Raw genomic sequence first — 26,575 nt, 5'->3', positions numbered from 1 at the left:
ATGATTGACCTCAGCATCCGCACGCGGCTTGCAGTTTTGATCGCGTTGCTGCTGGCTTTGATGGCGGCGGCCACCGTGTTTGCGCTGGTTCAGCTGCGGGGTGTGACGCTCTCGGTGCAAACGGTTTACGCAGACCGCGTGATGCCGCTCTTGCAGTTGCGCGCGGTGGCCCAAGCCTACGTGACCACCATGCCCGACGTGGTTCAGCAGGCTCGCGATGGCCGTCTCGACACCACCGCCGGCCTGGCCGAGCTTGACCGCACCCGGCGCGAAGCCCGTTTGCAATGGGCACGCTACAAGGCCACCTACCTGGTGCCGCAAGAGAAAGTGCTGATCGCCGAAGCCGAGCCCTTGCTTGCGCAGGCGGAAGCGGCGCACGACCGGTTGTCCCGCCTGCTGAACCAAGGCGACCGCGAAGGGCTGAGCGCTTTCGTCGCCAACGACCTCTACCCCGTGGTGCGGCCTTTGAATGACGTGATCGACCGGCTCGTGGCCGTGCAGGCGGAAGAGGCCGCCGCCGAGACCGGGGCCAGCCACGGCGCTTACGGGGCCGCCGTCTGGGGTCTGTTGGCCATGGTGGGCCTGGCGCTCGCCCTCGGCGTGGGCCTGGCTTGGGCAGTGGTGCTGCGCTACGCACGCGAGCGCCGAGCCGGTGAGGCCGCAGCCCTGCAACAGGCCCATTGCTACGCCGCCTTGTCGCGCACCAACCAGATGATCGTGCGGGTGCGTGAAGCCAGCACCCTGTTCGAAGAGATCTGCCGCATCTGCGTAGACACAGGCCTGGCGCGCATCGCCTATGTGGTGCAACTGGAAGGGGACCGCGGTGAGCTGGTGGGCTCGGCCGGGCCGGCCCTAGAGTTTCTGTCGGGGATTGAGCTCAAGCTACATGCTGAAGGCCCGATGTCGCGGCTGCCCGTGGCAGAAGCATTGCGTGAAGGCCGCAACGTCATCAGCAACGACTACTTGCACGACGAGCGTGCCGCCATCTTGCGCGATCGTGGCCTGGCGCATGGCGTGAAGGCGATGGGTGCATTCCCGATTCGCCGTGGGGGTGCCATCTTCGGCAGCCTGAACCTTTATGTCGACCAGCAAGGCTTCTTCGACGACGCGCGCGTGAGCTTGCTCGACGAGATGGCGAGCGACCTCTCGTTTGCGCTCGACAACATCGATCGCGATGCCGCGCGAGCGCAGGCCGAGCTGCAGGTGGAGGCCGGCTACGAGCGCATGGGCCGCGTTTTCAACCTGATGCCAGTGGCGATTTTGCTGATCTCTCGCAAAACGGGCCGCGTGATGGAGGCCAATGCCACCGCGGCCGGGCGCTATGGCATGCCGGTCGAGGCCATGCTCGGCCACACCATGGCCGAGCTGGGCATTGGCTTGGCGGCGCCGTATCGCGAGCGCTTCTATGCCGAGCTCGACAAGCACGACGCGGTGCACGAGCTCGAGGTGCGCGTGTGCACTGAGCGCGGCGATACGCTCGACATGCTGACCAGCGCCGAGATGATCGACTACCAGGGCGAGCCCTGCATGCTCACGGTCAGCCTCGACATCACCGAACGCAAGCGCCGTGAGCAAGCCGAGCACGAGCGCCAAGACGCCGAGACGTCTAGCCGCGCCAAGACCGATTTCCTGTCACGCATGAGCCATGAGCTGCGCACGCCGCTCAACGCCGTGCTCGGTTTTTCGCAGCTGATGCAGTCAGACGCGCAAGAGCCGCTCACCGAGCGCCAGCGCACGCGGGTTGAGTCGATCCGCCAGGCGGGCTGGCATTTGCTGGCCCTCATCAACGACGTGCTCGACGTGTCGCGCATTGAGTCGGGCCACCTGCAGGTGGAGTCGCGCGGGGTAGGCCTTGCAACGCTGCTTGATGAGGTGCTCGACCTGGTGCGTGCGCAAGCTGACAGCGCTGGCGTGCAGCTCGACACGGCCTATCGGCAAGCACCGCCGGCGGTGGTGCAGGGTGACCCGCTGCGGCTGCGCCAGGTGATGCTCAACCTGCTGAGCAATGCCGTGAAGTACAACCGCCCGGGCGGCTCGGTGCGTGTCAGCGTTGACGTGGTCGATGATCGTGCGGTGGTCGAGATTGCCGACACTGGCCTGGGCATGACGCAGGCGCAGCTCGACAAACTCTTCGAGCCCTTCAATCGCCTGGGCCGCGAGCACAGCAGCATTGAAGGCACCGGCATCGGCCTGGTGCTCACGCGCCAGCTGATGACACTGATGCAGGGCAGCCTGAGCGTTGAAAGCGAGGCTGGGCGCGGCACCACGGTGCGCGTGGCCCTGCCCATGGGCGAGGCGCCGTCGCAGCACGGCGAGCTCGACGCCAAGGTCAACGCAGAGCCGGCCGACACGGCCAGCCTGCCGCAAGGCGTGGTGCTCTACATCGAAGACAACCCCATCAACCTGTTGCTGGTCGAGCAGCTCTTGCTTGGCTGGCCAGGGGTGCGGCTGGTGCAGGCGGAAGACGGTGAGCGTGGCCTCGAGCTGGCGCGTGCGCTGCACCCCGACCTGATCTTGCTCGACATGCGCTTGCCCGACATGGACGGGCCGCAGGTGCTGCGTGCCCTGCGCGCCGACCCTGCTACGCACGACCTGCGGGTGGTGGCCTTGTCGGCGAGCGCCATGCCCGATGAAGTGGCGCTGGCGCGCGAGAGCGGCGCGTTCGACTACTGGACCAAGCCGCTCGATTTCGAGCGCTTCATGGCCGACCTGAAGCGCTTGCTGGCTATGCCCGCGTGAGCTTGAACACCGCCACGGTCTGTGCGAGGGCGGCGGCCTGGTGCTTGAGGCTTTCGGCGGCCGCGGCCGACTCTTCCACCAGTGCGGCGTTTTGCTGCGTCACCTGATCGAGCTGCTGCACCGCATCGCCAATCTGGCCTATGCCTGCGCTTTGCTCCACGGCGGCGCTGCTGATCTCGCCGATGAGGTCGGTCACGCGCTTCACGTGCGAGACGATGTCGTCCATGGTCTTGCCGGCGTCTCCCACCAGGCGTGAGCCGTTTTCCACCTTCTCGACGCTTTCGCCGATCAAGTTTTTGATTTCTTTGGCCGCCTGAGCGCTGCGCTGGGCCAGCGAGCGCACCTCGCCCGCCACCACGGCAAAGCCGCGGCCTTGCTCGCCGGCACGGGCCGCTTCCACCGCTGCGTTCAGCGCGAGGATGTTGGTCTGGAAGGCGATGCCATCGATCACGCTGATGATGTCGGCGATCTTCTTCGAGCTCGCGCTGATGTCGCCCATGGTGCTGATCACCTGGCCCACCACCACGCCGCCTTGCGTGGCAGCCGTCGAGGCGCTGCTGGCGAGTTGGGTGGCTTGGCGCGCGGTGTCGGCGCTTTGCTTGACGGTGGAGGTGATCTCTTCCATCGACGCTGCCGTTTGCTGCAGGTTGCTGGCCTGCTCTTCCGTGCGCTGGCTCAGGTCGGCATTGCCGGTTGCGATCTCCGCCGAGCCCGTGGCGATGGAGTCAGCGCTGTTGCGCACCTGGCCCACCACGCTCACGAGGCTTTCATTCATGCGCTTGAGCGCGGCCATCAGCTGACCGGTCTCGTCTTTGCTGGTCACTTCGATATCAGAGGCCAGGTCGCCCGAGGCCACGGTTTCGGCCACCTTCACCGCGCGGTCGATGCCACCGACGATCGACATCACGAGTCGCCACGCGAACAAGCCCGCAGCCAGCAGCACCGTGGCCGCCGTGATCAGGTTGGTCCACAGCACCCTGGTGTAGTCGGCTTGCGCCTGCTTGAAGTCGTTCTCGGCGGTGACCAACTGCACGGCCATGAGCTTGTTGAGGTCGTCGGCCAAAGGGTCGACCGCGAGGTACATCTCGCGGGCTGTGAAGGCGCGCAGGCCTTCGATGTCGTTTTTGCTCAGGAACGCGGCGATGCGCTGCGCGGCCGCGTCGGCCACTTTCATCGCCGGCTCTATGCGTGCGATCAATTTCTTTTCTTCATCGACGAGTTCGGTGGCCAGGTAGGCCTTCCAGTTCTTGTCGGCCGAGACGAGTGCTGCGGCCAGCGCCTTGAGACCGTCTTCAGGCTTCATGCTGCCGTCGCGTGTCTTGTGCGCCGTGTCGACCACACCGATGGCGTAACCGTCGGACACATCTTTCAGCTGCTGGAGTGGCACCACCCGGTCGTTGTAGACCGAGGCGAGCACCTTGTTGCTCTCGCGCATGCGGTACACCGTGGAGCCGGCCGAGAGCATCAGCAGCACGAGAAGTGCAGCCACGAGCCCGAGCAAACGGGTTTTGATACTGAGATTCTTCATTGCTGACTCCAGCAGACGTTAGCCAAGTTTTGGGGTGACGTGGACCCACCCCCGTCACCCTGAACTATCGGCAACTTGCTGATGCTTTAAAGGCGGATATGAACGAAATGAACCCGCTACTTCTGTTTCGACAACGCCTTCGCACCAAGTTTGGGCGGCTTCAGCAAGCCAGTGGCCAGGCCGGTGCCCAACAGAATGACCAGGCAGCCCAAGGCCATCACGAGGCTCACCTGTTCATGCAGAAACACGCCGCCCCAGACCACGGCAAACACGGGGATCAGGAAGGTGACCGAGATCGCGTTGGCCGGCCCCACGTGGGCGATCAGGCGGAAGTACAGCAGGTAGGCCAGCCCCGTGCAGGCCACCGCCAGCACGAGCGCAAAGAACCAGGCCTGGCCCGTCGGCATCTGCTGAGGCCACCACAGCCAGGCCGGCACGACGAGAAATGCACTCGCGCCCAGCTGGCTGCCCGCCGCCACGGCCATGGGTGGCACGCCGGTGAGGTAGCGCTTCGTGTAGCTGGCCGAAAAGCCGTAGAGCACGGTGGCCCCCAGGCAAGCCAGCACAGCCCAGCCGCTGCCACCGGCGCCAGGGTGAAAGGCGGCCTTGTCCCAGACCAGCCACAGCACGCCGCTGAAGCCGAGCACCAGGCCGGCAATGCGCGCAGGTGTGAGCCTGTCTTTCAGCCACCACCAGGCGATGACAGCGCCGAAGAGCGGCGAGCCGGCATTGAACACAGCCGACAAGCCGGCCGTGATCGACAGTGCCGCGAAGCTGAAACACAGAAAAGGCAGGGCCGAGTTGGTGAGCCCCACCATCAGGATGGGCCGCCAGTGCGTGCGCAGCGCGGCCAGCTGGCCTTTGTAGGCCAGCAGGGGCAGCAGCAGGGCGGTGGCACCCAGCACGCGAACGAACGACAAGGCCACCGGCCCGAACTCGGCCGCGCCCATGCGCATGAAAAGAAACGACGCACCCCAGAGGGCGGCCAGCGAGATCAGCTCCAGCAGATCGGCTCGCTTCACAAGGCGCCTTCCAGCGCCAGCAAGGCGCGCTTACGCTCCAGGCCGCCGGCATAGCCCGTGAGGCTGCCGTCTGTGCCCACCACGCGGTGGCAGGGCACGATCACGCTCACCGGGTTGCGGCCGACCGCTGCACCCACCGCGCGCACCGCCTGCGGCGAGCCCACGCTGCGCGCCACGGCTGCGTAGCTTTGCGTGGCCCCGGCTTCTATGGTGCGCAGGGCTTGCCACACCGATCGCTGAAAGGCCGTGCCGTGCAGGTCGAGGGGCAGGTCGAAGTGCGTGCGCTGGCCGGCGAAGTATTCGGCGATCTGCGTGGCGGCCTGTTGCAGCAGCGGGTCGTCGGGCCGCTCGGGTGCGGTCAACGCTTGGGGGTGCCACTTTTGTGACTCGAACCAGGCGCCGGCCAGGCCCGTTTCGGTGCGCGCGAGCAGCATGGGGCCGAGCGGCGAAGGGAAGTGCGCCTGGGCCGTGCAGCGCGTGGCGATCGATTGGGTGGGTGTCATGGTGTGTGTGTCCTTTCAAGCCAGGGTGTTCCAAAGCCGCAGCACGGCATACGCGCGCCAAGGCCGCCAGCGGTCGATCAGCGCATCGGCTTCGCGCTGGGTGGTGATGTGAAAGAGCGGCTTCATCGCGTTGAGCACGGCCACGTCTTTCGGCGGGAAGGCATCGGGCCAGCCGAGTGCACGCATGGCGATGTAGTGCGCTGTCCAGGGGCCGATGCCGGGCAGGGTGCGCAGCACCGCGATCAGGGCTTCGGGCTCTTGCTGCACCTGCAGCTTGGCCGCTATCTCGGGCCAGGCCTGGGCCAGTGCCAGGATGGCGCCGGCACGGGTGCGGATGATGCCGAGCTCGGCGATTTGCTCGATGGGCGTCTGTGCCATGACAGCCGGCGAGGGAAACGCCCGCACGATCTCGGGCCAGGGCGAGACCATGGCCTCGCCGAAGCGCTCTACGAAGCGCCGTGCCACGGTGCGCGCACCCGCCACCGTGACCTGCTGGCCCAGCACGGCGCGCACCACCATCTCAAAGCTGTCGACGCAGCCCGGCAGGCGCAGGCCGGGTGCGCCGGGCAGGTCGGTCAGCGTGCTGTCTATGGCCTCGGGCGAGGCGTCGAGGTCTAGCCAGCGGCGCACCGCCGCCACCACGCGCGCGCTGTGCGGCGCCAGCGCTGGCGCAAAGCGCAGCCGCACATGCGGTGCTCGGGAGGTGGTCTCGGGCACGAACTCGGCTTCGATCCAGCCCGCGTGCGCGCCCAGCACCCCGGCGCGCACGCTGCGGCGTATGCACAGTCCCTCAACTTGCTCGACACCCGGTATCGCCCGCTGCGCAAGGAAACGCAGCATCGCGGCCGTGTCGTAGGGGGCGCGGTAGCCCAGGCGCACGTTGATGGCGTCGTCTGCGGGTGCGGCGTCTTCGTCGACCTCGTCGCGCAGGCGGCTGGGGCTCATGCGGTAGCTCTCCGCAAAGGCGGCGTTGAAGCGCCGCAGGCTGCGAAAGCCACTGGCCAGCGCCACCTGCGCCACGGGCAGTTTCGTGTCGGTCAGCAGCTGCTTGGCGAGCAGCAGGCGGCGCGTCTGCAAATACTGAAAAGGGGTGACGCCGTGCTCGGTGGCGAAGATGCGGCGCAGGTGCCGGTCACTCACGCCCAGGTGGTCGGCCAGGCCGGCCATTGAGAGGGTGTCTTCTTCGCCCAGGTGGTTGTCGAGCCAGCCGGCGGCTTGGCGGGCCAAGGTGCGCGAGGCATCCATCACCGTCCAGGCGAGACCCGGCCCCGGCGCGACCTCGGGACGGCACTTCATGCAGGGGCGAAAGGCTGCTGCCTCGGCCTGTGCGGGGGTGGTGAAGAAACGGCAGTTTTCGCGCCGCGGCGTGCGCACGCGGCACACCGGGCGGCAGTAGATCTTGGTGGAGGTCACGCCCACGAAAAGCCGGCCGTCAAAGCGGGCATCACGGGCCTTGAAGACCTGGTAGGCGGCGTCTGCATCGAGTGTCATGCAGCCAATTATGGGCGGCTGGTGCGCCCTGACTCGCCGTTTTCGGACATGTCCCACAGCCCGCCAGGATCGTCGTTTGCCGTCTCTACAATCCGCCCACCTTCAGGAGAGCATGAGCATGCAAGTTACGGCGTCCAACTTCAAGGCCTATGACATTCGCGGCATCGTCGGCAAGACAATCGACGAAGCGTTTGCCGAACATCTGGGCCGGGCCTTCGGCAGCGCGGCGCGCAAAGCCGGCGAGAAGGCGGTGGCGGTGGGGCGAGACGGTCGCGTGTCAGGCCCCTCGCTCGTGGCGGCGTTGATCCGCGGGCTGGTGTCCACGGGTCTCGATGTGGTCGACCTCGGTGCCGTGACCACACCCATGCTCTATTACGTGGCCGCCACACGTGGCAAGCATGGCTGCAGCAGCGGCATCCAGGTGACCGGCAGCCACAACCCCAAGGACTACAACGGCTTCAAGATGGTGCTGGCCGGCCGCGCGATCTACGGCGACGAGATTCAGGCGCTGCGCGTGCGCATCGAGAAAGAAGATTACGTGAGCGGCAAGGGCCGGTCGGCCAAGATGAACATCCTGGCCGAGTACCGCCACCGCATCGTCAACGACTGCAAGCTCGTGCGCAAGATGAAGATCGTGGTCGATTCGGGCAATGGGATTCCAGGTGCGTCTGCACCGGGCATTCTTCGCGCGCTGGGTTGTGAGGTGACCGAGCTCTACTCTGAGGTCGACGGTGATTTTCCCAACCACCACCCCGACCCGAGCAAGCCCGAGAACCTGGCCGACTTGATCCGCACCGTGCAGAGCACCGATGCCGAGATCGGCCTGGCTTTCGACGGCGACGGCGACCGCCTGGGCGTGGTCACCAAAGACGGCCAGATCATCTACCCTGACCGCCAGCTGATGCTGTTTGCCACCGACGTGCTCAGCCGCAACCCCGGTGCGACCATCATTTACGACGTGAAATGCACGCAGCGCCTGGCGCCGGTGATCCGCGAGCACGGTGGCAAGCCGCTGATGTGGAAAACCGGGCACTCACTCGTCAAGGCCAAGCTGAAGGAAACGAAGTCACCGTTGGCCGGCGAGATGAGTGGGCACATCTTCTTCTCGGAGCGCTGGTATGGCTTCGACGATGCCACCTACACGGCAGCGCGCCTGCTCGAAATTCTGTCGCGCAGCAAGAACCCGAGCCAGGTGCTGAACAACCTGCCCACCAGCTTCAACACGCCCGAGCTCAACGTGCCTTGCGCCGAGGGTGAGCCCCAGCAGGTGGTAAAGAAGCTGCTGGCCAACGCCAAATTCCCTGGCGCGCAAGAGATCATCACCATCGACGGGCTGCGCGTGGAATACAGCGACGGCTTTGGCCTCATTCGCGCGTCGAACACCACGCCGGTGCTGGTGCTGCGCTTCGAGGGGCATACGCCTGAGGCCTTGCACCGCATCGAGAAAGACATGATGGCGGCGCTGAAGGCCGCCAAACCCGACGCACAAGTCGCTGCCGCAGCACATTGATCACGTGCGCGTTCTGATCGTCAAGCTCTCCTCGCTGGGTGACGTGGTTCACGCCATGCCGGTGGTGAACGACATTCAGAGCGTCTACAGCAACGCACACATCGACTGGGTGGTGGAGCCCGCCTTTGCACCGCTGGTGCGGCGGGTGAATGGGGTCGATGGCGTGATCGAATGCGCCCAGCGCCGCTGGCGCAAGGCATGGTGGACGTCTTCGGTGCGGGCCGAGTGGCGCAGCTTTCGCGCACAAATCAAGGCCCATCGCTATGACGCGGTGCTCGACCTGCAAGGCCTTACCAAATCAGCTCTAGTGGCACGCATGGCGCAAGGCCCGAGCTATGGCCTGGCCAACCGCACCGAGGGCTCGGGCTATGAGCTGCCCGCGCGCTGGTTGGTCGACAAGACGATAGAGATCGAGCCGCGCACCCATGCACTCGACCGCTCGCGCCAGCTCGCCGCTCGTGCGCTGAACTATCGCGTCGGCGGCCCGCCGCGCTTCGGTCTGCAATCGCACGGCGAGCGCCCGGCACGGCCGACGGTCGTCTTCGTGCATGGCAGCTCGCGCGCTGACAAGCTGTGGCCTGAAGAGAGCTGGGTCGACCTGGGCAAGCGCATGTTGTCGTCGGGCTTCGATGTGGCGCTGCCGCACGCCGGTGCCGAAGAGCTCGCGCGTGCGCAGCGGCTGGCACTGGCCCTGGGCAACCGCGCCATCGTGTGGCCCGAGATGTCGCTAGACGCGTTGGTTGACCGCATGGGTGCCACGCAGGGCGTGATCGGTGTCGACAGTGGCTTGAGCCACATCGCCGTGGCGCTAGACCTGCCGCATGTGCAGCTTTACAACTTCCCGACCGCATGGCGCACCGGGCCGCAGCTGGCGCATGGGCACCGGCACCAGGTGTCGGTCGAGCGCGACCCCACGCCCGAGGTCGACCTCGTGTGGGCCACCTGGCAGGTGGTGCGGCGGGTGGGCCGCGCGTGAGCAACAGCGCCTTCGGCGGTTGGCTGGCGCGCCGGGTCTATTCCAACCTGTTGCGCCTGTTCAAGCCGATGTATGTGCTGCGCTTGTGGTGGCGCGGCCGTGCCGAGCCGCTGTACCGCCATGCCATAGGCGAGCGGCTGGGCGACTACCGCGGGAGCTTGGGTCAGGGGGCCTTGTGGGTGCATGCCGTGTCGCTGGGTGAGACGCGCGCGGCGGCGGCGCTCATCCATGCGATGCGCCGGCAGCAACCCACGCTGCGTCTGCTGTTGACGCACAGCACGGCCACCGGCCGTGAGGCTGGTCAGGCGCTGCTGCGAGAGGGTGATGCGCAGGCCTGGTTGCCTTACGACACGCCAGGTGTCGTGCAGCGCTTCTTTGCACAGTTCAAGCCCGTGGTCGGTGTGCTGATGGAAACCGAGATCTGGCCCAACCTGCTGCACGCCGCGTACGCGGCAGGCGTGCCGATGGTGCTGGCCAACGCACGCTTGAGCGTGAAGAGCCATCGCCAGGGGCAGCGACTGGCCGCGGTGATGTACCCAGCCGTGGCCACGCTGCGCCTGGTGCTGGCGCAGACGCAAGACGATGCCACGCGCTTGCGCGACTCGGGTGCGCGCGAGGTGGTCGTGTGCGGGAACCTGAAGTTCGACATGGCGCCCGACGAGGTGCTGCTGGCGCGTGGCCGCGACTGGCGTGCGCGACTGGCGCGCCCGGTGGTGCTGGCGGCGGTGACGCGTGAAGGCGAAGAAGCTCTGCTGCTGGCCGCGTGGGCCAAAGTGCCCACTGCGCAGCGGCCGCTGCTGTTGATCGTGCCACGCCACCCTCAGCGCTTCGACGAGGTGGCCGGCCTGGTGCAATCCGCCGGCTTGACGCTGGCGCGCCGCAGCCTATGGGGTGAGATGCCCGACGACGCGGCGCTTGCCGCCGAGGTGTGGATGGGCGACAGCATGGGCGAGATGCCCCTCTACTACGCAGCCGCCGACGTGGCCTTGCTCGGTGGCAGCTTCGCGCCGCTGGGCGGGCAGAACCTTATCGAGGCTGCGGCTTGTGGCTGCCCCGTGGTGATGGGGCCGCACACCTTCAACTTTGCCGAGGCGGCCGAGCTGTCGCTGGCGGCGGGTGCTTCGCTGCGTGTGGCCGACATGGCCGAGGGCGTGTCACGCGCCTTGGGCTTGGCGGGGCATGAAGAGCGTGAAGCGTATGCGCACCGCGCCAAGGCATTTGCCGCGCAACACCGGGGTGCGGCCGAGCGCATGGCGCGGTACATCGCGCCCTTGCTCACGACTGAGGCCTAGGCTCTACGCTGCCCCGTGTCTGCGACCACCTCACCGTCTTCCTTGGTGAAAACGGGCAGCTTCGCTACCGGCAGCAAGGCCAGCACCGCCTCGGATGGTCGGCAGAGCAGGGTGCCCAGCGGCGTGACGACCAGCGGCCGGTTCATGAGGATCGGGTGCTGGCAGATGAAGTCGAGCAATTGCTCATCTGTCCACTTGGGGTCGCCCAGGCCCAGCTCGTCGTAGGGTGTGCCCTTTTCCCGCAGCAGCGCGCGCACCGGCATGGCCATGGCCGCCAGCAGCAAGCTCAGCGTTTCCCTGGAGGGCGGGGTCTTCAGGTACTCGATGACCTGAGGCTCGATGCCGGCGTGGCGTATCAGCCCCAAGGTGTTGCGCGAGGTGCCACAGGCGGGGTTGTGATAGATGGTGATGTCGGGCATGAGGTGATTTTTTCCGGAACAGAAGAGGGGCTGGCGAGCGCTCGGTGTGCCACGAGGGCCAATGCTGCACCTGCCAGCTCCGCCAGCACGAAGGCGGGGGCGCTGGAGGGTGCGATGCCCGCAAAACTGTCGCTGAACATGCGCCCGAACACGGCGGCCGGGTTGGCGAACGAGGTCGATGCGGTGAACCAGTAGGCTGCGCCTATGTAGGCCGCGACCAGGCCGGCCACGCGACCCGGCGGCGCGAGCAAGATCACCATCAGCAAGCCCAAGGTGGCCACGGCTTCAGCCACCCACTGGCCAGCGCCGCTTCTCACTCGCGTGGAGAGTTGCAGCACGCTCATGTCAAACATGACGTGCACCAGCCAGGCGCCCAGCAGGGCACCGATGAGTTGGGCTGCGATGTAGGGCAGCACGTGGGCGCGAGGCAGCTCGCCGCGCACTGCCATCACAAGAGACACTGCCGGGTTGATGTGCGCACCGCTCAAGGGGGCGACCACCTCGATGATGAAGTAAAGGCCGGCCACCGTGGCCAGGGTGTTGGCCATCAGGGCGATGGCCATGTTGCCGCCCGCCAGGCGCTCGGCCATCACGCCCGAGCCTATGACGACGGCAAGCAGCATCGCCGTGCCCAGGCCCTCGGCGAATGCCTTTTGCGCGAGGGTCGAAGGGTTCTTCATGGTGAGGCGTCAGCAGCAGGAAGACTTTGGCGCTCCGGTCACGGCGATGCCCACCGGCTTGCCGCGTGGCGCGTCGCTGGCGCAGCAAGCCGTCGAAGCGCTCTGGTCAACAGCCGCCTTTTCGCTGAACACTGGGATGTTGCCCAGCGTGTGGAACTGCTCCCATGCGATGCCTTGCGGGTCGGTGACCCAGTACTTGTCGCTGCGGGCATAGCAGCAGCTGGTCTCGCCTACGTCGAGCAGCGTCATGTCGGCGGCTTCGGCGCGGGCCTTGAGCTCGACGAGTTCCTCTTCGGTGTCGGTCTGTATGCCCAGGTGGTCGACCCCGGGTTTTGCGCCGCGCGTGGAAATGGCGAAATTGAGGCGCGGGTCTTCCAGCATCCACTTGGCATAGTCGCTTTCGACCCGCGTGGGTTCGGCCGCAAACATCTTCGAGTAGAAGGCGACGCTGGCCTGCAGGTCTTCGACGTGGGCGTGTACGTGGAAACGCTTCATGGGTGGGCTCCTGGTGATGAAAGACGTCAGCACACGCAAGTGGCTGACGAGGCGGTGGGGGCGCACGCTGCACCCTGGCAACAGTTGTCGGTGAGGTAGCCGAGCAGGCCGTTCATTTCTTCGTAGGCGGCGCGGTAGACGAGCGTTCGGCTGGAGCGCTCGAAGCTCACAAGCCCCGAGTTCGCCAGCTCCTTGAGGTGAAACGACAGGGTGGTGGCGGGCACGTCAAGTGCCTCTTGCATCACGCCTGGTGTGAGCCCGGAAGGGCCAGTCACGACCAGCGCCCTAAACACCTTCAGTCGCAGCGGGTGTGCGAGTGCAGCCAGGGCCTTGACTACCTGATCTTCAGTCATGAAAACCAATATACCAGAAAAGTCGAATTGAAAAAATGGCACAAAAAAGCCCCGCAATGCGGGGCTTTGGGAAAGAGGCGCAGCAGTACTACCTGGCCAGCATGGCGTCGACGGCGGCCACGTCACCCGGCTTGAGCTGGCCCGAAGCCGCGCGCAGCTTCAAGCTGTTGACCAGCACGTCGTAGCGCGCCTTGGCCAGGTCTCGCTTGGTGGTGAAGAGTTGCGTCTGCGCATTCAGCACATCGAGGTTCACGCGCACACCCACCTTGTAGCCGAGCTGCGTGGCTTCGAGCGCGACCTGGCTCGACGCCTCGGCAGCTTCCAACGCCTTCACCTGGGCCTGTTGCGACTGGGCCAAAAAATACGTCTGGCGCGTGGCCTGCGCCACCGAGCGGCGGGCGGCATCCAGCGAATTGCGCGACTGCTCTTCGAGTGACAGCGTTTCTTTGATGCGGTTTTGCACCGAGAAGCCGGCGAACAGCGGCAGCGTGAGCTGCACGCCGACGCTGGTGGTGTTGATGTTGCCGGTAGCGCCGGGTTGGGGGTTGTTGCCGGTGACATGCGAGCGCCCGAGGCTGCCCGACAGGCCCACCGTGGGCAAATGGCCAGCGCGCGCTTTGCTTGTTTCGAGCTGGGCGATGTCATAGCCAATCTTGGCCTTGCGCACATTGGGTGCCGTCTCGGTCTGGTCGACCCAGGCATTGACATCCCCGGGGATCACGGGCGGCAGGACGACCGGCACGGTGAGCGGTTTGGGCTGCACACCGGTGCGCCCCACCAATTGGTCGAGGGCGATGCGCTTGGTCAGCAGGTCGTTGTCAGCCGCAATCTCCTGTGCCGTGGTCAGGTCGTAGCGCGCCTGGGCTTCACGTGTATCGGTGATGGTGGCCGTGCCTACTTCGAAGTTGCGCTTGGCCGAGGCCAGTTGTTCCGAGATGGCTTTCTTGCTGGTTTGCGCCGTGGTCAAGGCATCTTGAGCTGCGAGCACGTCGAAGTACGACTGGGCCACCCGCACGATCAACTCTTGTTCAGCCAGTTCAAGGTCGGCTTTTGACGCCTCGACGCTCAGATCTGCCTTCGAAATGTCGGCGTCGTTGGCGCGGTTGAACAGAGATTGCCTCGCGTTCAGACTGGCCGCGGTCGACTTGGTGGTGAACTCGCCAGCACTGTTGTCGTTCGTGTTGCGGCTGGCGCCCAAGGTGGCATCGGCGAAAGGTCGACGCAGTGCATGCACCTGCTCTGCCCTGTACTGCGCCGAATCGGCCAGCGCACGCGCTGCCAGATAGGTGGCGTCATACCCGCGTGCCGTGTCGTACAGCTCCTGCAGGCTTTGCGCTTGCGCGTATGGCGCGGCACCCAGGGTGAGGGCGGCCGCCAGGGCCAGGCGGTTCAGCCGGGGCAGGCGAAACATGGAAACAGCGGACATGAAGCGTTCCTTCGTTGAAGACTCAATAAGTGGGTACGGATGCGTCGACCTCGTGGGCCCAGGCATCGATACCGCCGGCGATGTTGTACACGTGCTCGTAGCCCTGGCGTGCCAGGAATGCGACGACCTGCAGACTTCGCACCCCGTGGTGACACAAACCGAGGATGGGCTGCGAAGGCTCTAGCTCGTTCAGGCGCGATGGGATCTCCTGCATGGGGATGCAGACGGTGCGCGTGCCTGGCAGCGACAGCGAGGCGTGCTGCACCTCCCACGGCTCGCGCACGTCGAGCAGCACGGGCTGCGCGTCACCCGGCAGGCTGGCCAGCAGGGCTTGCACGTCGCGAACCTGTACTTGCTGCATCAGAAGTGAAAGCGCGAAGGCTCGTCGAAGCCCGACAGGCGAGGCGCGACGGTGTCGAACAGGTTGACGCTCTTGAATTCTTTGTCGCTCACGCGGGTGACCAGCACGGCGCACATGACGGGCTCCTGGCCCACGATGGCGGCCAGTCGGCCCCCCACCTTCAGCTCATCGAGCAGCGCGGGCGGCACCGTGGCCACCGAGCCCGACAGCAAGATCGCATCGAATGGGCCCGCCGTGGGCAGGCGCTTGGAGCCGTCGCCCTCGACCACGCTCACGTTGGAGATGGCGGCACGCTTGAGGTTGTCAGACGCCATCTGGGCGAGCACCGGGTCGATCTCGAGCGTGACGACCTGGCGTGCCTTGTGCGACAGCAGGGCGGCCATGTAGCCCGAGCCGGCACCGATCTCGAGCACGCGCTCGTGTCGGCGCACCGCCAGTTCTTGCAGCAGGCGGGCTTCGACCTTGGGGGCGAGCATGTGCTGGCCGTCTCGGGTGTTGGACGAGAGCGGCACCTCGGTGTCGAAGAAGGCCATGCTGCGGTAGGCGGTAGTCACGAAGTCTTCGCGCTTGACGATGGCCAGCAGCGACAGCACGCCGGCATCCAGCACGTCCCAGGGGCGGATCTGCTGCTCGATCATGTTGAAGCGGGCTTGCTCGGTGTTCATGGCGATGTCCTCGCGAGGGCAGGTGAGTGGTGTTTGCATTAAAAGCGGCGCATCTTATTTGCCGCCCGCCGGCTCGGCCACCGCCGCCGGGGGGTGAGCTCGGCCGGTCAGCTTGCGCTTGAGCCATTGCGACAGGTCGTCGAGGTAACAATAAATGACGGGCACGACAACCAGTGTCAGCAGTGACGAGGTGATCACACCGCCGATCACGGCCTGGCCCATGGGCGCGCGCTGCTCCGAGCCTTCGCTCAGGGCAAAGGCCAGCGGCACCATGCCAAAAATCATGGCCAGCGTGGTCATCAGGATGGGGCGCAGCCGCACCTGAGCGGCGTGCAGCAGGGCTTGCTCGCGCTCCATCGGCGGCGCGCCGTTCTCTCCCTCGCGGCTGCGGATGGCGAAGTCGACCAGCAGGATGGCGTTCTTGGTCACCAGGCCCATCAGCATCACCACGCCGATGATGCTGAACATGTTGAGCGTGGAGCCGAAGGCCAGCAAGGTGAGCACCACGCCGCTCAGCGTGAGCGGCAGCGAGCTCATCAGTGCCAGCGGCTGCAAGAAGCTCTTGAACTGGCTGGCCAGAATCATGTAGATGAACACGATCGCCAGGGCCAGCGCGCCGATGGCATAGGCAAACGATTCGTTCATGTTCTTGGTGGAGCCGCCGAAGCTGTAGCGATAGCCCGGCGGCCAGGCCATGCTGTCGAGCGCCTTGCGGATATCGGCCGAAACGGCACCCGAGCTGCGCCCGAATGAATTGGCGTCGATGTTGATCTCGCGGTTGAGGTCGCGACGGTTGATCTGGTTGGGGCCGGTGGAGGGCGTCACGTCGGCCACCTGAGACAGGCGTACCGATCGCGGCGAGCCGTCGGCCGCGGCGGCCACGTTGATGGGCAGGCGCTGCAGGTCGGCAATCGACACGCGTGATTCGGGCGTGAGCCGCACGTTCACGTCGTAGTTTTCACCATCGGGTGCGCGCCAGTTGCCGACCGTGGTGCCTGCCACCAAGGTGCGCAGGCTGTTGGACAGCGCGTTGACGTTCAGGCCCACGTCGGCTGCGGCGTCGCGCTTCACGTCGATGGCCACGGTGGGCTTGTTGGGCTTGAGCGTGCTGTCGACGTCGACCAGCCCCGGTATGGCACGCATGCGGGTGATGATTTCCTTGGACAGGCGCTCCAGCTCGGCCAGGTCGCTGCCTTGCACCGAAAACTGCAGGCTCTTGCCACCGCCCAGGTCGGTCTGGCCGATGTTGGTCACGGTGATGCCGGGGATGCGGGAGAGTTGCGCGCGCAGCGGTACCGTCATCTGGTCGATGCTGCGCGTGCGGTCTTTGCGGTCAACCAAGCGGATGTAGGTGGCGCCGTAGATCTTGCCGGCGGCTTGGCCGCTGTTGATGGTGGTGACGGTGTACTTCACCTCCGGCATCTGGCGTAGCAGGGTGTCGATCTGGCGGGCGCGCGACTCGGTCACTTCGAGCGACGAACCTACCGGGGTGTAGAAGTTGATCTGCGTCTCGGAGAAGTCGGCCTTGGGCACGAACTCTGTGCCCAGCACCGGTACCAGCAAGATGCTGCCCACAAACGTGGCGGCTGCAATCCCGAGCGTGGCCAGCTTGTGCTTCAGTGACCAGCGAAGAATGCCTTGATACGAGCGCGACAACCATTCGGTGAGCTGATCGAAGAGCTTGGTGACGCGGCCTATGGTCTTGTCGTACAGCGTGACCGGCGCACCCTGGTGCACATGGCCGTGGGCCTGCGGGTCGTGCCAGATGCTGCTCAGCATGGGGTCTAGCGTGAAGCTCACAAACATCGAGATCAGTACCGCTGCCACGATGGTCAAGCCGAACTCGTGGAAGAACTTGCCCACGATGCCGCCCATGAAGCCGATGGGCAGAAACACCGCAACGATAGAGAAGGTGGTGGCCAGCACGGCCAGGCCGATCTCGTTGGTGCCCTTGAGCGCCGCCTCGTGCGCGCTTGCGCCCATCTGCACGTGGCGCACGATGTTTTCGCGCACCACGATGGCATCGTCGATCAGCAGGCCCACGCACAGGCTCAGCGCCATCAGCGTGATGGTGTTGATGGTGAAGCCGAAGACGTACATGAACAAGAAGGTGCCGATCAACGCGATGGGCAGCGTGAGGCCGGTGATAACGGTGGAGCGCCACGAGTTCAGGAACAGGAAGACGATCAGCACCGTGAGCGCCGCGCCTTCGAAGAGCGTGCGCTTGACATTGGCCACCGACACGCGGATGGCGCGCGAGTTGTCGCGGATCACCTCGACCTTGATGCCAACCGGGGTCAAGGCGGCGGCATCGGCCAAAGCTTTGTTCAAGCCATCGACCACGCCTATGGTGTTTTCGCCCTGCGACTTCTGCACCGACAGCAGCACCGTGCGCTGGCCGTTGTAGAGCGCAAGGCTGTTGACTTCTTGCGGGCCGTCGAGCACGTCGGCCACCTGCCACAGCTTGATGGCATTTCCATTTTTTCGCGCCACCACGATCTCGCGGAAGTCTTCGGGCCGTTTGAGTCGCGCGTTGATCTGCACCACGCGCTCTTGCTCCAGCGAGCGGATGGCCCCCATGGGCAGCTCCTGGTTCTCGCTCTTCACGGCCGCCACGACCTGGTCGACGCTGATGCCCAGCGCCTCGAGCGCGGCCGGCTTCACGAAGAGATTGATCTGGCGTGCCACGCCGCCCACCGGTGACACCGAGCCGACACCGCGCACATTCTCCAGGCGCTTTTGCAGCACCTGCGTGGCCCAGGTGGTCAGCTCTTGCGACGTTTTCTTACCGTCGGTGGCGAGCACCGCCACGTTGTAGATGGGCACGCTTTGCGGGTCGAAACGCGAGATGCGCGGCTCTTTCACTTCGTCGCGCAGCAGCGGGCGCACGAGCGACACCTTTTCGCGCACGTCGTCGGCGGCCTTGCGGCCATCGACATCGAGGTTGAACTCGACGATGACGACCGAGGTGCCTTCATACGAGCGCGAGTACAGCGTGCTGATGCCGGCCACGGTGTTGACGGCCTCTTCAACCTTCTTGGTGACTTCGCTCTCGACGATCTCGGGCGAAGCGCCCGGGTAGTCCATCACCACCACCACAGTGGGGAAGTCGATGTTGGGGAACTGGTCGACCGACAGGCGCTGATAGCTGAACAAGCCCAGCACCACGAAGGCCAACATGACCATGGTGGCCATGACAGGGTTGCCGATGGAAACGCGGGTGAACCACATGGCGGCGGCTCAGCGTGCGGCAGAAGCGGTGGCCGCGGTGGCGGTCAGCAGGTTCACCGGCGTGCCCTCGCGCAGCTGGCCCACCACGCCGCGCAGCAAGGTGCTGCCGGGCGCCACGCCTTCGATGATCTCGACCACGCTTTCGCGGCCGGCATTGAGCGTGGCCTCGCCACGGGCGCCGAGCGCCACCGTCTTGGGCACCACCTTGCCATCGACCACCGCGAGCACGTAGGGCTTGGCCTGGTCCACGCGCACGGTACTCACCGGCGCGACCAGCGCCGAGCGGCGCTGCAGCTCGATGCTGCCCTTGGCAAACAGGCCCTGGCGCAGGCCAGGGTGCGGCGCGAGCGTGAGGTAGACCAGTACGGCGCGCGTGCCGGCCTGGGTGCTGGGGTTGATGCGCGCCACATGGGCGGCCATGGGCTCGCTGAAGCCGTCGATCTGCAGGCGTGCGGCCTGGCCCACCCGCACGTCGGCCACGTCTTCAGGCGCCATCGCGGCTTCGAGCTCGATGCGCGAAAGGTCGACCACTTCCACGATCTTGGCGTCGATCGACACGCGTTCGCCCACCTGCACCAGGCGCTGCGACACCAAGCCCGAGATCGGCGCCACCAGCTTGGCGTCGGCCAGTGATTTGCGCGTGAGGTCGACGGCTGCGACCGCGGCGCCATAGCTGGCTTGCGAGGAGGCTGCGTTCGAGATTGAAGTTTCGAGCCCTGTCGCGGAGATAAAGCCCTGCGCCACCAGCGCACGGTTGTTTTCAAGTGCGCGTTTGGCAATGTCGAGCTGTGCGCGCGACGAGGCAGCGGTTTGCTCGGCCTGGCGCAAGCGCAGCTCAAGCTCCGAGGTGTCGAGCTGGCCGATCACCTGGCCGGCCTTCACGGTGTCGCCCTCGCGCACGGTGAGTGTCTTCACTTCGGCAGAAACCTTCGCCTTGATGAAGGCACTGTTGACGGCCTTCAAGCCGCCCGAGATCGGCAGCGTGCGCACCAGCTCTTGCGGGCTAGCGACGACCACGTCGGTGGGGGCCAGATCGAAACCTTGGGCGGCGACCGGCTTGCTGGAAGCCGCACGCTCCAGTTTGCCGGTTTGCCATTTCTTGGCCACCACGGCGCACGCCGCGAGCAGCACAAGCGCGGCAATCAGCCATTTGAGCCAGCGTTTCGTCGTCATGAACTCTTCTTCCCTTGAGATGCAGCTATTTTTTGAGCAGACCGTGCAAGACCAGGTCAATGTGGGTAGCGATCACGCGGTCGGGGTCGATGTCCATGCCCTCAGCCGGGCAGGCCCCGAACGAGTGCTTGTGCAGGGCCATGAAGATCAGCGGGGCGTACAACGCATGCGTCACCTCTTCGACCGGCAGGTCGCGGAACTCACCGCGCTCGACGCCGCGCCGAAGTGTACGCATGAGCAGTTCGTTGGCGGGCTGGATCACTTCGTCGCGGTAGAACTGCGCAATCTCGGGGAAGTTGCGCACCTCGGACATCATGATCTTGTGAATGCCGCCGGCCGGCGTGTTGCCCACCCTGTCCCACCAGGTGTGCATCAGCATGGTGAGCAACTCGGCTGACGAGCCTTCGAACTCGTCGGCTATGCCGGCGCCCTCGGCGATCAGTTGCGACAGGTTTTGCCGGATCACCGCCTTGAGCAGCTCTTCCTTGCTTGGGTAGTAGAGATACAAGGTGCCCTTGGAGACGCCGGCGCGCACGGCGACTTCGTCTGAGCGCGTGGCGGCAAAGCCCTTTTCGACAAACAAGGCCAGAGCGGCATCCAGCAGTTCTTGCGGGCGCGCTTCTTTGCGTCGTTGCCGCAGGGGTGTAACCGGATCAGGTTTGGGCATGGGGGAAGATACTGACTAACGAGTCAGTAATGTAGCCGTGCGGAAGGGCAGGGTCAAGGCAAGGCCTGTCGAAGCAGCCTGGCGTGAGGACATTCGCGCGGTAAAGATGCGTGAAGGTCGCGCGAGGTCTGCGACAAGCGCCCCGCTATCATCGCCCGTCGTTTTCGAGAACGGGGGCAAGGTGTGGACATAGCGTTGTGGGTCAAGGCCGCCATCATGGGCATCGTCGAGGGGTTGACCGAGTTCCTGCCCATCTCGAGCACGGGGCACCTCATCCTCACCGGCTCATTGCTCGGCTTCACGGGCGACAAGGTCAAGGTGTTCGAGATTGCCATCCAGACCGGGGCCATCTTTGCCGTGATGCTCGTCTACTGGCAGCGCCTGCGCGAAACCGCACTGGGGCTGGCCAGCAGCCAGAAGGCACAGCGCTTCACGCTCAACGTGGCCATCGGCTTCCTGCCGGCCGTGGTGTTCGGGCTCTCGCTGGGCAAGATGATCAAGGCCCACCTTTTCACGCCGGTGGTCGTGGCCAGCACTTTCATCATTGGCGGCTTCATCATCTTGTGGGCTGAGCGGCTGACGACCAAGGTGCGCGTGGCGACGGTCGACGAGATGACACCCTGGGACGCGCTCAAGGTGGGCCTGGTGCAGTGCCTGGCCCTGGTGCCCGGCACCAGCCGCTCGGGCGCCACCATCATTGGCGGCATGCTGCTGGGCTTGAGCCGCAAGGCGGCCACCGATTTCAGCTTCTTCCTGGCGATCCCGACGCTCATTGGCGCAGGGGTTTACAGCCTGATCAAGGAGCGTGCGCTGCTGAGCGCGGCCGACATTCCGCTGTTTGCCATCGGCCTGGTGTTCTCGTTCATCTCGGCCTGGCTGTGCGTGCGCTGGTTGTTGCGCTACATCGCCACCCATAACTTCGTGCCGTTTGCCTGGTACCGCATCGCCTTCGGCATCGTGGTGCTGGCGACGGCGTGGAGCGGCCTGGTCACCTGGGCAGCTTGATCAGGCTTTCACAAACACCAAGTCCCACACCCCATGGCCCAGCTTCAGGCCACGGTTCTCAAACTTGGTGAGCGGTCGGTACTCGGGTCGCGGCGCATAACCCTCGACGGTGTTGCGCAAGCCCGGCTCGGCTGACAGCACTTCCAGCATTTGCTGTGCATAGGGTTGCCAGTCGGTCGCGCAATGCAGGTAGCCACCGGGCGCAAGGTGTGTGACCAGCTTGGCGACAAAAGGCGACTGGATCAGGCGGCGCTTGTTGTGCTTCTTCTTGTGCCAGGGGTCGGGAAAGAAGATGTGCACGCCGGCCAGCGAGCCGGGTTCGATCATGTGCTCCAGCACCTCCACGGCGTCGTGCTGCACGATGCGCAGGTTGCTCAGCCGCATCTCGTCGATCAGCTTTAGCAGCGCGCCAACCCCGGGGGTGTGCACTTCCACGCCGAGGAAGTCGTTGCCGGGCAGGGCTTGTGCGATCTGCGCCGTGGCGCCGCCCATGCCGAAGCCGATTTCCAGCACCAGCGGCGCGCTGCGGCCGAACACCTGCAGCGCTGTCAACACCTGCGGCGCATAGGGCAGCACGAACTTCGGCCCCAGTGTTTCCAGCGCGCGTATCTGCCCCGGGCCCATGCGCCCTGCGCGCACCACGAAGCTGCGGATGCTGCGCCTGGGGCGCGCGGTGTCGTCAGGGGGCGGCTGTTTTGGGTCGGTCATGGGCAGGCCCGGCCGCTCTTGCGGGATAAGGGGCCCGCATTGTGACCCAGGCGTGTGCCCTGTCGATGTCGGCTTGCCGGTGGGCTGTCACGTCGGGAACAGGTGTCAGGCGCGGGCGTACGTAGCATCATTAGCAGGCCCGGCGATGTGTTCTCAGAACTCACAGCGCGCGGATACGTCCACCGATTCATAAAGGAGAAACGCATGAGCAAGGTTGCATTGGTGACAGGCACGTCATCGGGTATCGGGTTGGCCACCGCGGTTTTGCTCGCGCAATCGGGCTACACCGTGGTCGCCACGCTGCGCGACCCGGCCCGCGCCGATGCCTTGCGCAGCGAGGCGCAAGCGGCCAAGGTGAAGCTCGACATACGACAGATGGACGTGCAAGACGACGCGTCGGTCGCGAGCTGCGTGCAGTCTGTGCTGGGCGAGTACGGGCAGATCGACCTCTTGGTCAACAACGCGGGCAGCGGCTACCTCGGCTCCATGGAGCAGACCTCGATGGCCGCACTGCACGACGTGATGGACGTCAATTTCTTCGGCGTGTGGCGCGTGACGCAGGCGGTACTGCCTGCGATGCGTGAAGCGCGGGCCGGGCGGGTGATCAGCATCAGCAGCATCGGCGGCTTGGTGGGTCACCCCTTCAACGACGCCTACTGCGCTGCCAAGTTTGCGGTCGAAGGTTTCATGGAAAGCCTTGCACCGGTGGCTGCGCGACTGGGTATCAGCGTAAGCCTCATCGAGCCTGGGCCGGTGAACACCGAGTTCGTCAAATCGGTCAGTGCGCGCGCTGCGGCGGTGGCGCCGGCAGTGGCCGCGTCCGCCAGTGCCTACAAGCCCATGCTTGACGCCTACTTGGAAGGCTCTAAGGCCGCATTTGCGACCCTGGGGCAGACAGCGGGCGACGTGGCCCGGGTCATCCTCGAAGCCGCCACGGCCGACAAACCGCATCTGCGCTATGCCACGTCTGACGCGATGAAGGCCATGATTGGGCGCAAGTACGTAGACCCGACGGGCGATTCGGTGCTGGCGATGACGGGGGCCCGCTTGCCATAGCGGCGTGCGGCGCCCGGTGTGCCGGGTAGAATCTGCGCGCAACGCGGGTGTAGTTCAATGGTAGAACGGCAGCTTCCCAAGCTTCATACAGGGGTTCGATTCCCCTCACCCGCTCCAGTTTTCGACGGGCCGCACATGCGGCCCTTGTCGTTTTTGCGGCGCTTCGAAGGGACACGGGATGAATGACAAGCAACTGCGCGTCGTCTGGGTCGACAGACCCGAGCCCGCGTCAGCGTTCCAATTGCCTGATGCCGGACCCTGGGGCCCTTACTCCGCCGAGCAAGTGAGCGGGCTGGACGCGCTGGCGGCCGACGCCGCCGCGCGTGCCGATGTGGTCTTGATCTGCCTTCCCGGTGGTGCGAAGGCGGCGCCCATCGCCTGGGCTGCGCTGTCGACGGTGTGCGCCGAGGCGGTCGTGCTGGTGCTGACTGACACCATGGATGCTGCCACGCAGCAACGCCTGCTGAACACCGGGGCGCAAGACGTCGTGCTGCAAGTCGATGCTGCATCATTGGCCCAGCGCGTGCGGCTGGCCGTGCAGCGCAGGCTGGTCAACGAAGAGGCACGCAAGGCCTACGCCACCGACCTCAGCACCGGCCTGCCCAATCGCCAGCAGCTCATCGAGCACATGAGCCAGATCCTCGCGCTGCGCGAGCGCGAGCCCAAGCCGGTGAGCGTGCTCGTGTTCCGCATCGAAGGCCTGCAAGGTGTGGAAGCCGGGCATGGCCACGAGTCGGCCAACGTGGTACGGCGCAAGGTCGCTGTGCGGCTGCGCGCCGGCGTGCGATCGAGCGACGTGGTGGCCTCGCTGGGGGCAGACGTGTTTGCGGTGCTGCTGCCGTCTACGGAGTCACCTACCGACGCGCAGCACGTGGTCGACAAGATCATGCGGGCGCTGCGCGAGCCGTTCAAGATTGCCGGCAGCTCGGTGCCCATCTCCACGCACGTGGGGCTGGCGCAGTTTCCGCAGGATGGCAAGCAGCCGGACCAGCTGCTGCGCCACGCCTCGGCCGCGGCGCTCCTCGGCGCCTACGGCATGCAAACCTCGGCAAATGAATAGGCCCCCCAGTCGCTGCGCTCCTGCCCCCAAGGGGCGCCGCCTGGCGGACCGGCAAAGCCGGATCCGCGGGCGTTGTTTGATGGGCGCGTCGCTGCTCTCGCTCGAGGAGCCTATTTCTGAATGTCGCCGAGGCAGAGGTACTTGATCTCGACGTAGTCTTCGATGCCATGGCGCGAACCTTCGCGGCCCAGGCCCGATTGCTTGACGCCACCGAAGGGAACCTCGGCGGTCGAGATCAGGCCAGTATTCACACCGACCATGCCCGACTCCAGCCCTTCACCCACGCGGAAGATGCGGCCCACGTCGCGGCTGTAGAAGTAGGCGGCCAGGCCGAACTCGGTGGCGTTGGCCAGCGTGAGCGCCTCTTCTTCTGTTTTGAAGCGAAACACCGGCGCCACTGGGCCGAAGGTTTCTTCCTTTGCGCACAGCATGTCGCTGGTGGTGTCTGTTAGCACCGTAGGCTCGTAGAAGCGGTCGCCGATTTTCTTGCCGCCGGTCAGCACCTTGGCGCCCTTGGCCACCGCGTCGGCCACATGGCGCTCGATCTTGGCGATGGCGTTGTCGTCGATCATCGGGCCTTGCGTCACGCCGGGCTCGAAGCCGTTGCCGACCTTGATCGCCTGGGCCTTGACGGCCAGCTTCTTGACGAACTGGTCGTAGACGCTGTCTTGCACATACAACCGGTTGGCGCACACGCAGGTCTGGCCAGCGTTGCGGTATTTGCTGGCCAGTGCGCCTTCCACGGCGCTGTCGATGTCGGCATCGTCGAACACGATGAAGGGTGCGTTGCCGCCCAGTTCAAGCGACAGCTTCTTGATGGTCGGCGCGCATTGCGCTGCCAGGATGCGTCCTACCTCAGTGGAGCCGGTAAACGACAGGTGGCGAATGATCTCGCTCTCGCACAGCAGCTTGCCGATTTCGGCCGACTTCTCCGAGGTGATGATGTTGAGTACGCCAGGCGGCAGGCCCGCGCGCTGGGCCAGCTCGCCAATGGCCAGCGCCGACAGCGGCGTCTGGCCCGCGGGCTTCACGATCACCGGGCAACCGGCGGCGAGCGCCGGGCCCACCTTGCGCGTGATCATCGCGATGGGGAAGTTCCATGGCGTGATGGCCGCACACACGCCCATGGGCTGCTTGATGACGAGGTAGCGCTTGTTGTTGTCGGTGGTCGGAATGGTCTCGCCGTAGACGCGCTTGCCTTCTTCGGCAAACCACTCGATAAAACTCGCGCCGTAGACCACTTCGCCTTTGGCTTCGGCCAGCGGCTTGCCTTGCTCGGCGGTCATGATGCGGGCCAGGTCGTCGGCGTGCTGGTGCATCAGGTGAAACCACTTCATCAGGATCGCGCTGCGCTCCTTGGCCGTCTTGCTGCGCCATAACGGCCAGGCCTTGTTCGCGGCTTCGAGCGCCGCGCGCGTCTCGATCACGCCCAGGTTGGCCACATCGACCAGCTTCTGGCTGGTGGCCGGGTCGGTCACATCGAAGCGGCTTGTGCCACCTACCCATTCACCATTGACCAACGCATTGGTTCTGAGCAGGCTGGGGTCTGCGAGCAGGGCGAGAGGCGAAGCTTTGATGTCCATGGCGGGGTCTCCGGAGGTTGCGGCGATGATAAGTCTTGGTCCCTGGGCATGAGCTTGGGTGGGGCTTCGCAAGGCCTCGCCGCCTATAATCAAAACCCTCGCAAAATCAAGCAGTTGCGCGCAAGAGCAACGCAAGAGACCACGGCATGAAAGCTTCTGAAATCCGCTCGCAGTTCTTGAAGTTCTTCGAAGCCAAGGGCCACACCATCGTGGCCTCCAGCCCCGTGGTGCCGGGTGACGACCCGACGCTCTTGTTTACCAACGCGGGCATGAACCAGTTCAAAGACGTGTTCCTGGGCTTTGACAAGCGCCCTTACTCGCGTGCCACCTCCGCCCAAAAGTGCATACGCGCTGGTGGTAAGCACAACGACCTGGAGAACGTGGGCTACACCGCGCGCCACCACACCTTCTTCGAGATGCTGGGCAACTTCAGCTTCGGTGACTACTTCAAGCAAGACGCCATCCAGTACGCATGGGAGTTGCTGACCGAGGTCTACAAGCTGCCCAAAGACAAGCTCTGGGTCACGGTGTATGCCGAAGACGACGAGGCCTACGACATCTGGAACAAGACGGTGGGCGTGCCGGCCGAGCGCATCGTGCGCATCGGCGACAACAAGGGCGCGCGCTACGCC

At 65.4% G+C, this 26,575-nt stretch carries 24 protein-coding genes and 1 tRNA gene; 9 read left to right on the top strand and 16 right to left on the bottom strand.

Features of this window, described 5'->3' with window-relative positions; genetic code table 11:
* Entirely contained in the window at positions 1–2,739 is a 2,739-nt protein-coding gene (locus tag AC30QB_RS09615; protein WP_489545989.1) for an ATP-binding protein, read from the top strand.
* Here AC30QB_RS09615 and AC30QB_RS09610 read toward each other — a convergent pair.
* The 4 genes from AC30QB_RS09610 to AC30QB_RS09595 all read right to left on the bottom strand — a co-directional run bounded on the left by AC30QB_RS09610 (position 2,726) and on the right by AC30QB_RS09595 (position 7,283).
* Positions 2,726–4,267, bottom strand: a complete 1,542-nt coding sequence (locus AC30QB_RS09610) for a methyl-accepting chemotaxis protein (RefSeq protein WP_489545988.1) — start codon at positions 4,265–4,267, stop codon at positions 2,726–2,728. The two genes, AC30QB_RS09615 and AC30QB_RS09610, sit on opposite strands and share 14 nt — an antisense overlap.
* A 116-nt stretch (positions 4,268–4,383) precedes the next feature.
* On the bottom strand, positions 4,384–5,289 hold the full coding sequence (locus AC30QB_RS09605) for a DMT family transporter (RefSeq protein WP_489545987.1): 906 nt from the start codon (positions 5,287–5,289) through the stop codon (positions 4,384–4,386).
* Complete coding sequence (locus AC30QB_RS09600) at positions 5,286–5,792, bottom strand: methylated-DNA--[protein]-cysteine S-methyltransferase (RefSeq protein ID WP_489545986.1); 507 nt, start codon at positions 5,790–5,792, stop codon at positions 5,286–5,288. Before AC30QB_RS09600 ends, AC30QB_RS09605 begins: the two co-directional genes overlap by 4 nt.
* A gap of 15 nt (positions 5,793–5,807) precedes the next feature.
* Positions 5,808–7,283: a DNA-3-methyladenine glycosylase 2 family protein gene (locus AC30QB_RS09595; protein ID WP_489545985.1), complete on the bottom strand. Its 1,476-nt coding sequence runs from the start codon at positions 7,281–7,283 to the stop codon at positions 5,808–5,810.
* A 118-nt stretch (positions 7,284–7,401) separates the two neighbouring features.
* On the opposite strand from AC30QB_RS09595, the gene AC30QB_RS09590 reads away from it, so the two are divergent.
* From AC30QB_RS09590 to AC30QB_RS09580, 3 genes are all read left to right on the top strand, one after another.
* Entirely contained in the window at positions 7,402–8,793 is a 1,392-nt protein-coding gene (locus tag AC30QB_RS09590) for a phosphomannomutase/phosphoglucomutase (RefSeq protein WP_489546002.1), read from the top strand.
* A gap of 4 nt (positions 8,794–8,797) precedes the next feature.
* Complete coding sequence (waaC, locus tag AC30QB_RS09585; RefSeq protein ID WP_489545984.1) at positions 8,798–9,769, top strand: lipopolysaccharide heptosyltransferase I; 972 nt, start codon at positions 8,798–8,800, stop codon at positions 9,767–9,769.
* A 68-nt stretch (positions 9,770–9,837) separates the two neighbouring features.
* On the top strand, positions 9,838–11,061 hold the full coding sequence (locus tag AC30QB_RS09580; protein ID WP_489546001.1) for a 3-deoxy-D-manno-octulosonic acid transferase: 1,224 nt from the start codon (positions 9,838–9,840) through the stop codon (positions 11,059–11,061).
* Here the strand turns inward: AC30QB_RS09580 and arsC are convergent.
* The 10 genes from arsC to AC30QB_RS09530 form a co-directional block, all read right to left on the bottom strand.
* Complete coding sequence (arsC, locus tag AC30QB_RS09575) at positions 11,058–11,480, bottom strand: arsenate reductase (glutaredoxin) (protein ID WP_489545983.1); 423 nt, start codon at positions 11,478–11,480, stop codon at positions 11,058–11,060. The genes AC30QB_RS09580 and arsC overlap by 4 nt on opposite strands.
* Positions 11,417–12,160, bottom strand: a complete 744-nt coding sequence (locus AC30QB_RS09570) for an aquaporin (protein ID WP_489545982.1) — start codon at positions 12,158–12,160, stop codon at positions 11,417–11,419. Before AC30QB_RS09570 ends, arsC begins: the two co-directional genes overlap by 64 nt.
* 9 nt (positions 12,161–12,169) lie before the next feature.
* Positions 12,170–12,655, bottom strand: a complete 486-nt coding sequence (locus AC30QB_RS09565; RefSeq protein ID WP_489545981.1) for an ArsI/CadI family heavy metal resistance metalloenzyme — start codon at positions 12,653–12,655, stop codon at positions 12,170–12,172.
* A gap of 26 nt (positions 12,656–12,681) precedes the next feature.
* The gene (locus AC30QB_RS09560) at positions 12,682–13,008 is read right to left on the bottom strand and encodes an ArsR/SmtB family transcription factor (protein ID WP_489545980.1); all 327 of its coding nucleotides are present in this window, start codon (positions 13,006–13,008) and stop codon (positions 12,682–12,684) included.
* 88 nt (positions 13,009–13,096) lie between these two features.
* A complete protein-coding gene (locus AC30QB_RS09555) occupies positions 13,097–14,434 on the bottom strand; it encodes a TolC family outer membrane protein (protein WP_489545979.1) in 1,338 nt (445 codons plus the stop codon).
* 22 nt (positions 14,435–14,456) lie between these two features.
* Entirely contained in the window at positions 14,457–14,795 is a 339-nt protein-coding gene (locus tag AC30QB_RS09550; protein ID WP_489545978.1) for a rhodanese-like domain-containing protein, read from the bottom strand.
* On the bottom strand, positions 14,795–15,460 hold the full coding sequence (locus AC30QB_RS09545; RefSeq protein WP_489545977.1) for a protein-L-isoaspartate O-methyltransferase family protein: 666 nt from the start codon (positions 15,458–15,460) through the stop codon (positions 14,795–14,797). Before AC30QB_RS09545 ends, AC30QB_RS09550 begins: the two co-directional genes overlap by 1 nt.
* A gap of 54 nt (positions 15,461–15,514) precedes the next feature.
* Entirely contained in the window at positions 15,515–18,691 is a 3,177-nt protein-coding gene (locus AC30QB_RS09540) for an efflux RND transporter permease subunit (protein WP_489545976.1), read from the bottom strand.
* A 9-nt stretch (positions 18,692–18,700) separates the two neighbouring features.
* Positions 18,701–19,864: an efflux RND transporter periplasmic adaptor subunit gene (locus AC30QB_RS09535; protein ID WP_489545975.1), complete on the bottom strand. Its 1,164-nt coding sequence runs from the start codon at positions 19,862–19,864 to the stop codon at positions 18,701–18,703.
* 25 nt (positions 19,865–19,889) lie between these two features.
* Positions 19,890–20,531 (bottom strand): TetR/AcrR family transcriptional regulator, encoded by a 642-nt coding sequence (locus AC30QB_RS09530; protein WP_489545974.1) that lies wholly within the window; start codon positions 20,529–20,531, stop codon positions 19,890–19,892.
* Positions 20,532–20,714: 183 nt separating this feature from the next.
* Here AC30QB_RS09530 and AC30QB_RS09525 point away from each other — a divergent pair, with 183 nt between their 5' ends.
* Positions 20,715–21,536 carry an undecaprenyl-diphosphate phosphatase gene (locus AC30QB_RS09525; protein ID WP_489545973.1) on the top strand — a complete coding sequence of 274 codons (822 nt, stop codon included), beginning with the start codon at positions 20,715–20,717 and terminating at the stop codon, positions 21,534–21,536.
* On the opposite strand, the gene trmB is transcribed toward AC30QB_RS09525, so the two are convergent.
* Entirely contained in the window at positions 21,537–22,244 is a 708-nt protein-coding gene (trmB, locus tag AC30QB_RS09520; protein ID WP_489545972.1) for a tRNA (guanosine(46)-N7)-methyltransferase TrmB, read from the bottom strand.
* Between the two features lie 204 nt (positions 22,245–22,448).
* Between trmB and AC30QB_RS09515 the strand changes: the two genes are divergently transcribed.
* From AC30QB_RS09515 to AC30QB_RS09505, 3 genes are all read left to right on the top strand, one after another.
* On the top strand, positions 22,449–23,300 hold the full coding sequence (locus AC30QB_RS09515; RefSeq protein WP_489545971.1) for an SDR family oxidoreductase: 852 nt from the start codon (positions 22,449–22,451) through the stop codon (positions 23,298–23,300).
* A gap of 43 nt (positions 23,301–23,343) precedes the next feature.
* Positions 23,344–23,417: transfer RNA gene (locus AC30QB_RS09510), tRNA-Gly, on the top strand.
* Between the two features lie 61 nt (positions 23,418–23,478).
* Positions 23,479–24,360: a GGDEF domain-containing protein gene (locus tag AC30QB_RS09505; protein ID WP_489545970.1), complete on the top strand. Its 882-nt coding sequence runs from the start codon at positions 23,479–23,481 to the stop codon at positions 24,358–24,360.
* A 110-nt stretch (positions 24,361–24,470) separates the two neighbouring features.
* On the opposite strand, the gene AC30QB_RS09500 is transcribed toward AC30QB_RS09505, so the two are convergent.
* Positions 24,471–25,943: an NAD-dependent succinate-semialdehyde dehydrogenase gene (locus AC30QB_RS09500; RefSeq protein WP_489545969.1), complete on the bottom strand. Its 1,473-nt coding sequence runs from the start codon at positions 25,941–25,943 to the stop codon at positions 24,471–24,473.
* Between the two features lie 146 nt (positions 25,944–26,089).
* Between AC30QB_RS09500 and AC30QB_RS09495 the strand changes: the two genes are divergently transcribed.
* Positions 26,090–26,575, top strand: a 486-nt coding sequence (locus AC30QB_RS09495) for an alanine--tRNA ligase-related protein (RefSeq protein ID WP_489545968.1), incomplete at its 3' end; no start/stop codon positions are given.

The sequence above is a fragment of the Rhizobacter sp. genome, from assembly GCF_046595475.1.
Lineage (GTDB): Bacteria > Pseudomonadota > Gammaproteobacteria > Burkholderiales > Burkholderiaceae_C > Rhizobacter.
The sequence above is the reverse complement of the archived record's forward strand: the minus strand, read 5'-3'. Positions and strand labels throughout refer to the sequence as shown.

What these genes read in the sequence shown, in the direction of transcription:
- AC30QB_RS09535 (WP_489545975.1), bottom strand. Translation starts at nt 19,864, where the DNA reads ATGACGACGAAACGCTGGCTCAAATGGCTGATTGCCGCGCTTGTGCTG.
- AC30QB_RS09610 (WP_489545988.1), bottom strand. Translation starts at nt 4,267, where the DNA reads ATGAAGAATCTCAGTATCAAAACCCGTTTGCTCGGGCTCGTGGCTGCA.
- AC30QB_RS09555 (WP_489545979.1), bottom strand. Translation starts at nt 14,434, where the DNA reads ATGTCCGCTGTTTCCATGTTTCGCCTGCCCCGGCTGAACCGCCTGGCC.
- AC30QB_RS09595 (WP_489545985.1), bottom strand. Translation starts at nt 7,283, where the DNA reads ATGACACTCGATGCAGACGCCGCCTACCAGGTCTTCAAGGCCCGTGAT.
- AC30QB_RS09600 (WP_489545986.1), bottom strand. Translation starts at nt 5,792, where the DNA reads ATGACACCCACCCAATCGATCGCCACGCGCTGCACGGCCCAGGCGCAC.
- AC30QB_RS09530 (WP_489545974.1), bottom strand. Translation starts at nt 20,531, where the DNA reads ATGCCCAAACCTGATCCGGTTACACCCCTGCGGCAACGACGCAAAGAA.
- AC30QB_RS09545 (WP_489545977.1), bottom strand. Translation starts at nt 15,460, where the DNA reads ATGAACACCGAGCAAGCCCGCTTCAACATGATCGAGCAGCAGATCCGC.
- AC30QB_RS09505 (WP_489545970.1), top strand. Translation starts at nt 23,479, where the DNA reads ATGAATGACAAGCAACTGCGCGTCGTCTGGGTCGACAGACCCGAGCCC.
- AC30QB_RS09580 (WP_489546001.1), top strand. Translation starts at nt 9,838, where the DNA reads ATGTATGTGCTGCGCTTGTGGTGGCGCGGCCGTGCCGAGCCGCTGTAC.
- trmB (WP_489545972.1), bottom strand. Translation starts at nt 22,244, where the DNA reads ATGACCGACCCAAAACAGCCGCCCCCTGACGACACCGCGCGCCCCAGG.
- AC30QB_RS09550 (WP_489545978.1), bottom strand. Translation starts at nt 14,795, where the DNA reads ATGCAGCAAGTACAGGTTCGCGACGTGCAAGCCCTGCTGGCCAGCCTG.
- AC30QB_RS09500 (WP_489545969.1), bottom strand. Translation starts at nt 25,943, where the DNA reads ATGGACATCAAAGCTTCGCCTCTCGCCCTGCTCGCAGACCCCAGCCTG.
- AC30QB_RS09515 (WP_489545971.1), top strand. Translation starts at nt 22,449, where the DNA reads ATGAGCAAGGTTGCATTGGTGACAGGCACGTCATCGGGTATCGGGTTG.
- AC30QB_RS09560 (WP_489545980.1), bottom strand. Translation starts at nt 13,008, where the DNA reads ATGACTGAAGATCAGGTAGTCAAGGCCCTGGCTGCACTCGCACACCCG.
- AC30QB_RS09565 (WP_489545981.1), bottom strand. Translation starts at nt 12,655, where the DNA reads ATGAAGCGTTTCCACGTACACGCCCACGTCGAAGACCTGCAGGCCAGC.
- AC30QB_RS09540 (WP_489545976.1), bottom strand. Translation starts at nt 18,691, where the DNA reads ATGTGGTTCACCCGCGTTTCCATCGGCAACCCTGTCATGGCCACCATG.
- AC30QB_RS09590 (WP_489546002.1), top strand. Translation starts at nt 7,402, where the DNA reads ATGCAAGTTACGGCGTCCAACTTCAAGGCCTATGACATTCGCGGCATC.
- AC30QB_RS09570 (WP_489545982.1), bottom strand. Translation starts at nt 12,160, where the DNA reads ATGAAGAACCCTTCGACCCTCGCGCAAAAGGCATTCGCCGAGGGCCTG.
- AC30QB_RS09615 (WP_489545989.1), top strand. Translation starts at nt 1, where the DNA reads ATGATTGACCTCAGCATCCGCACGCGGCTTGCAGTTTTGATCGCGTTG.
- arsC (WP_489545983.1), bottom strand. Translation starts at nt 11,480, where the DNA reads ATGCCCGACATCACCATCTATCACAACCCCGCCTGTGGCACCTCGCGC.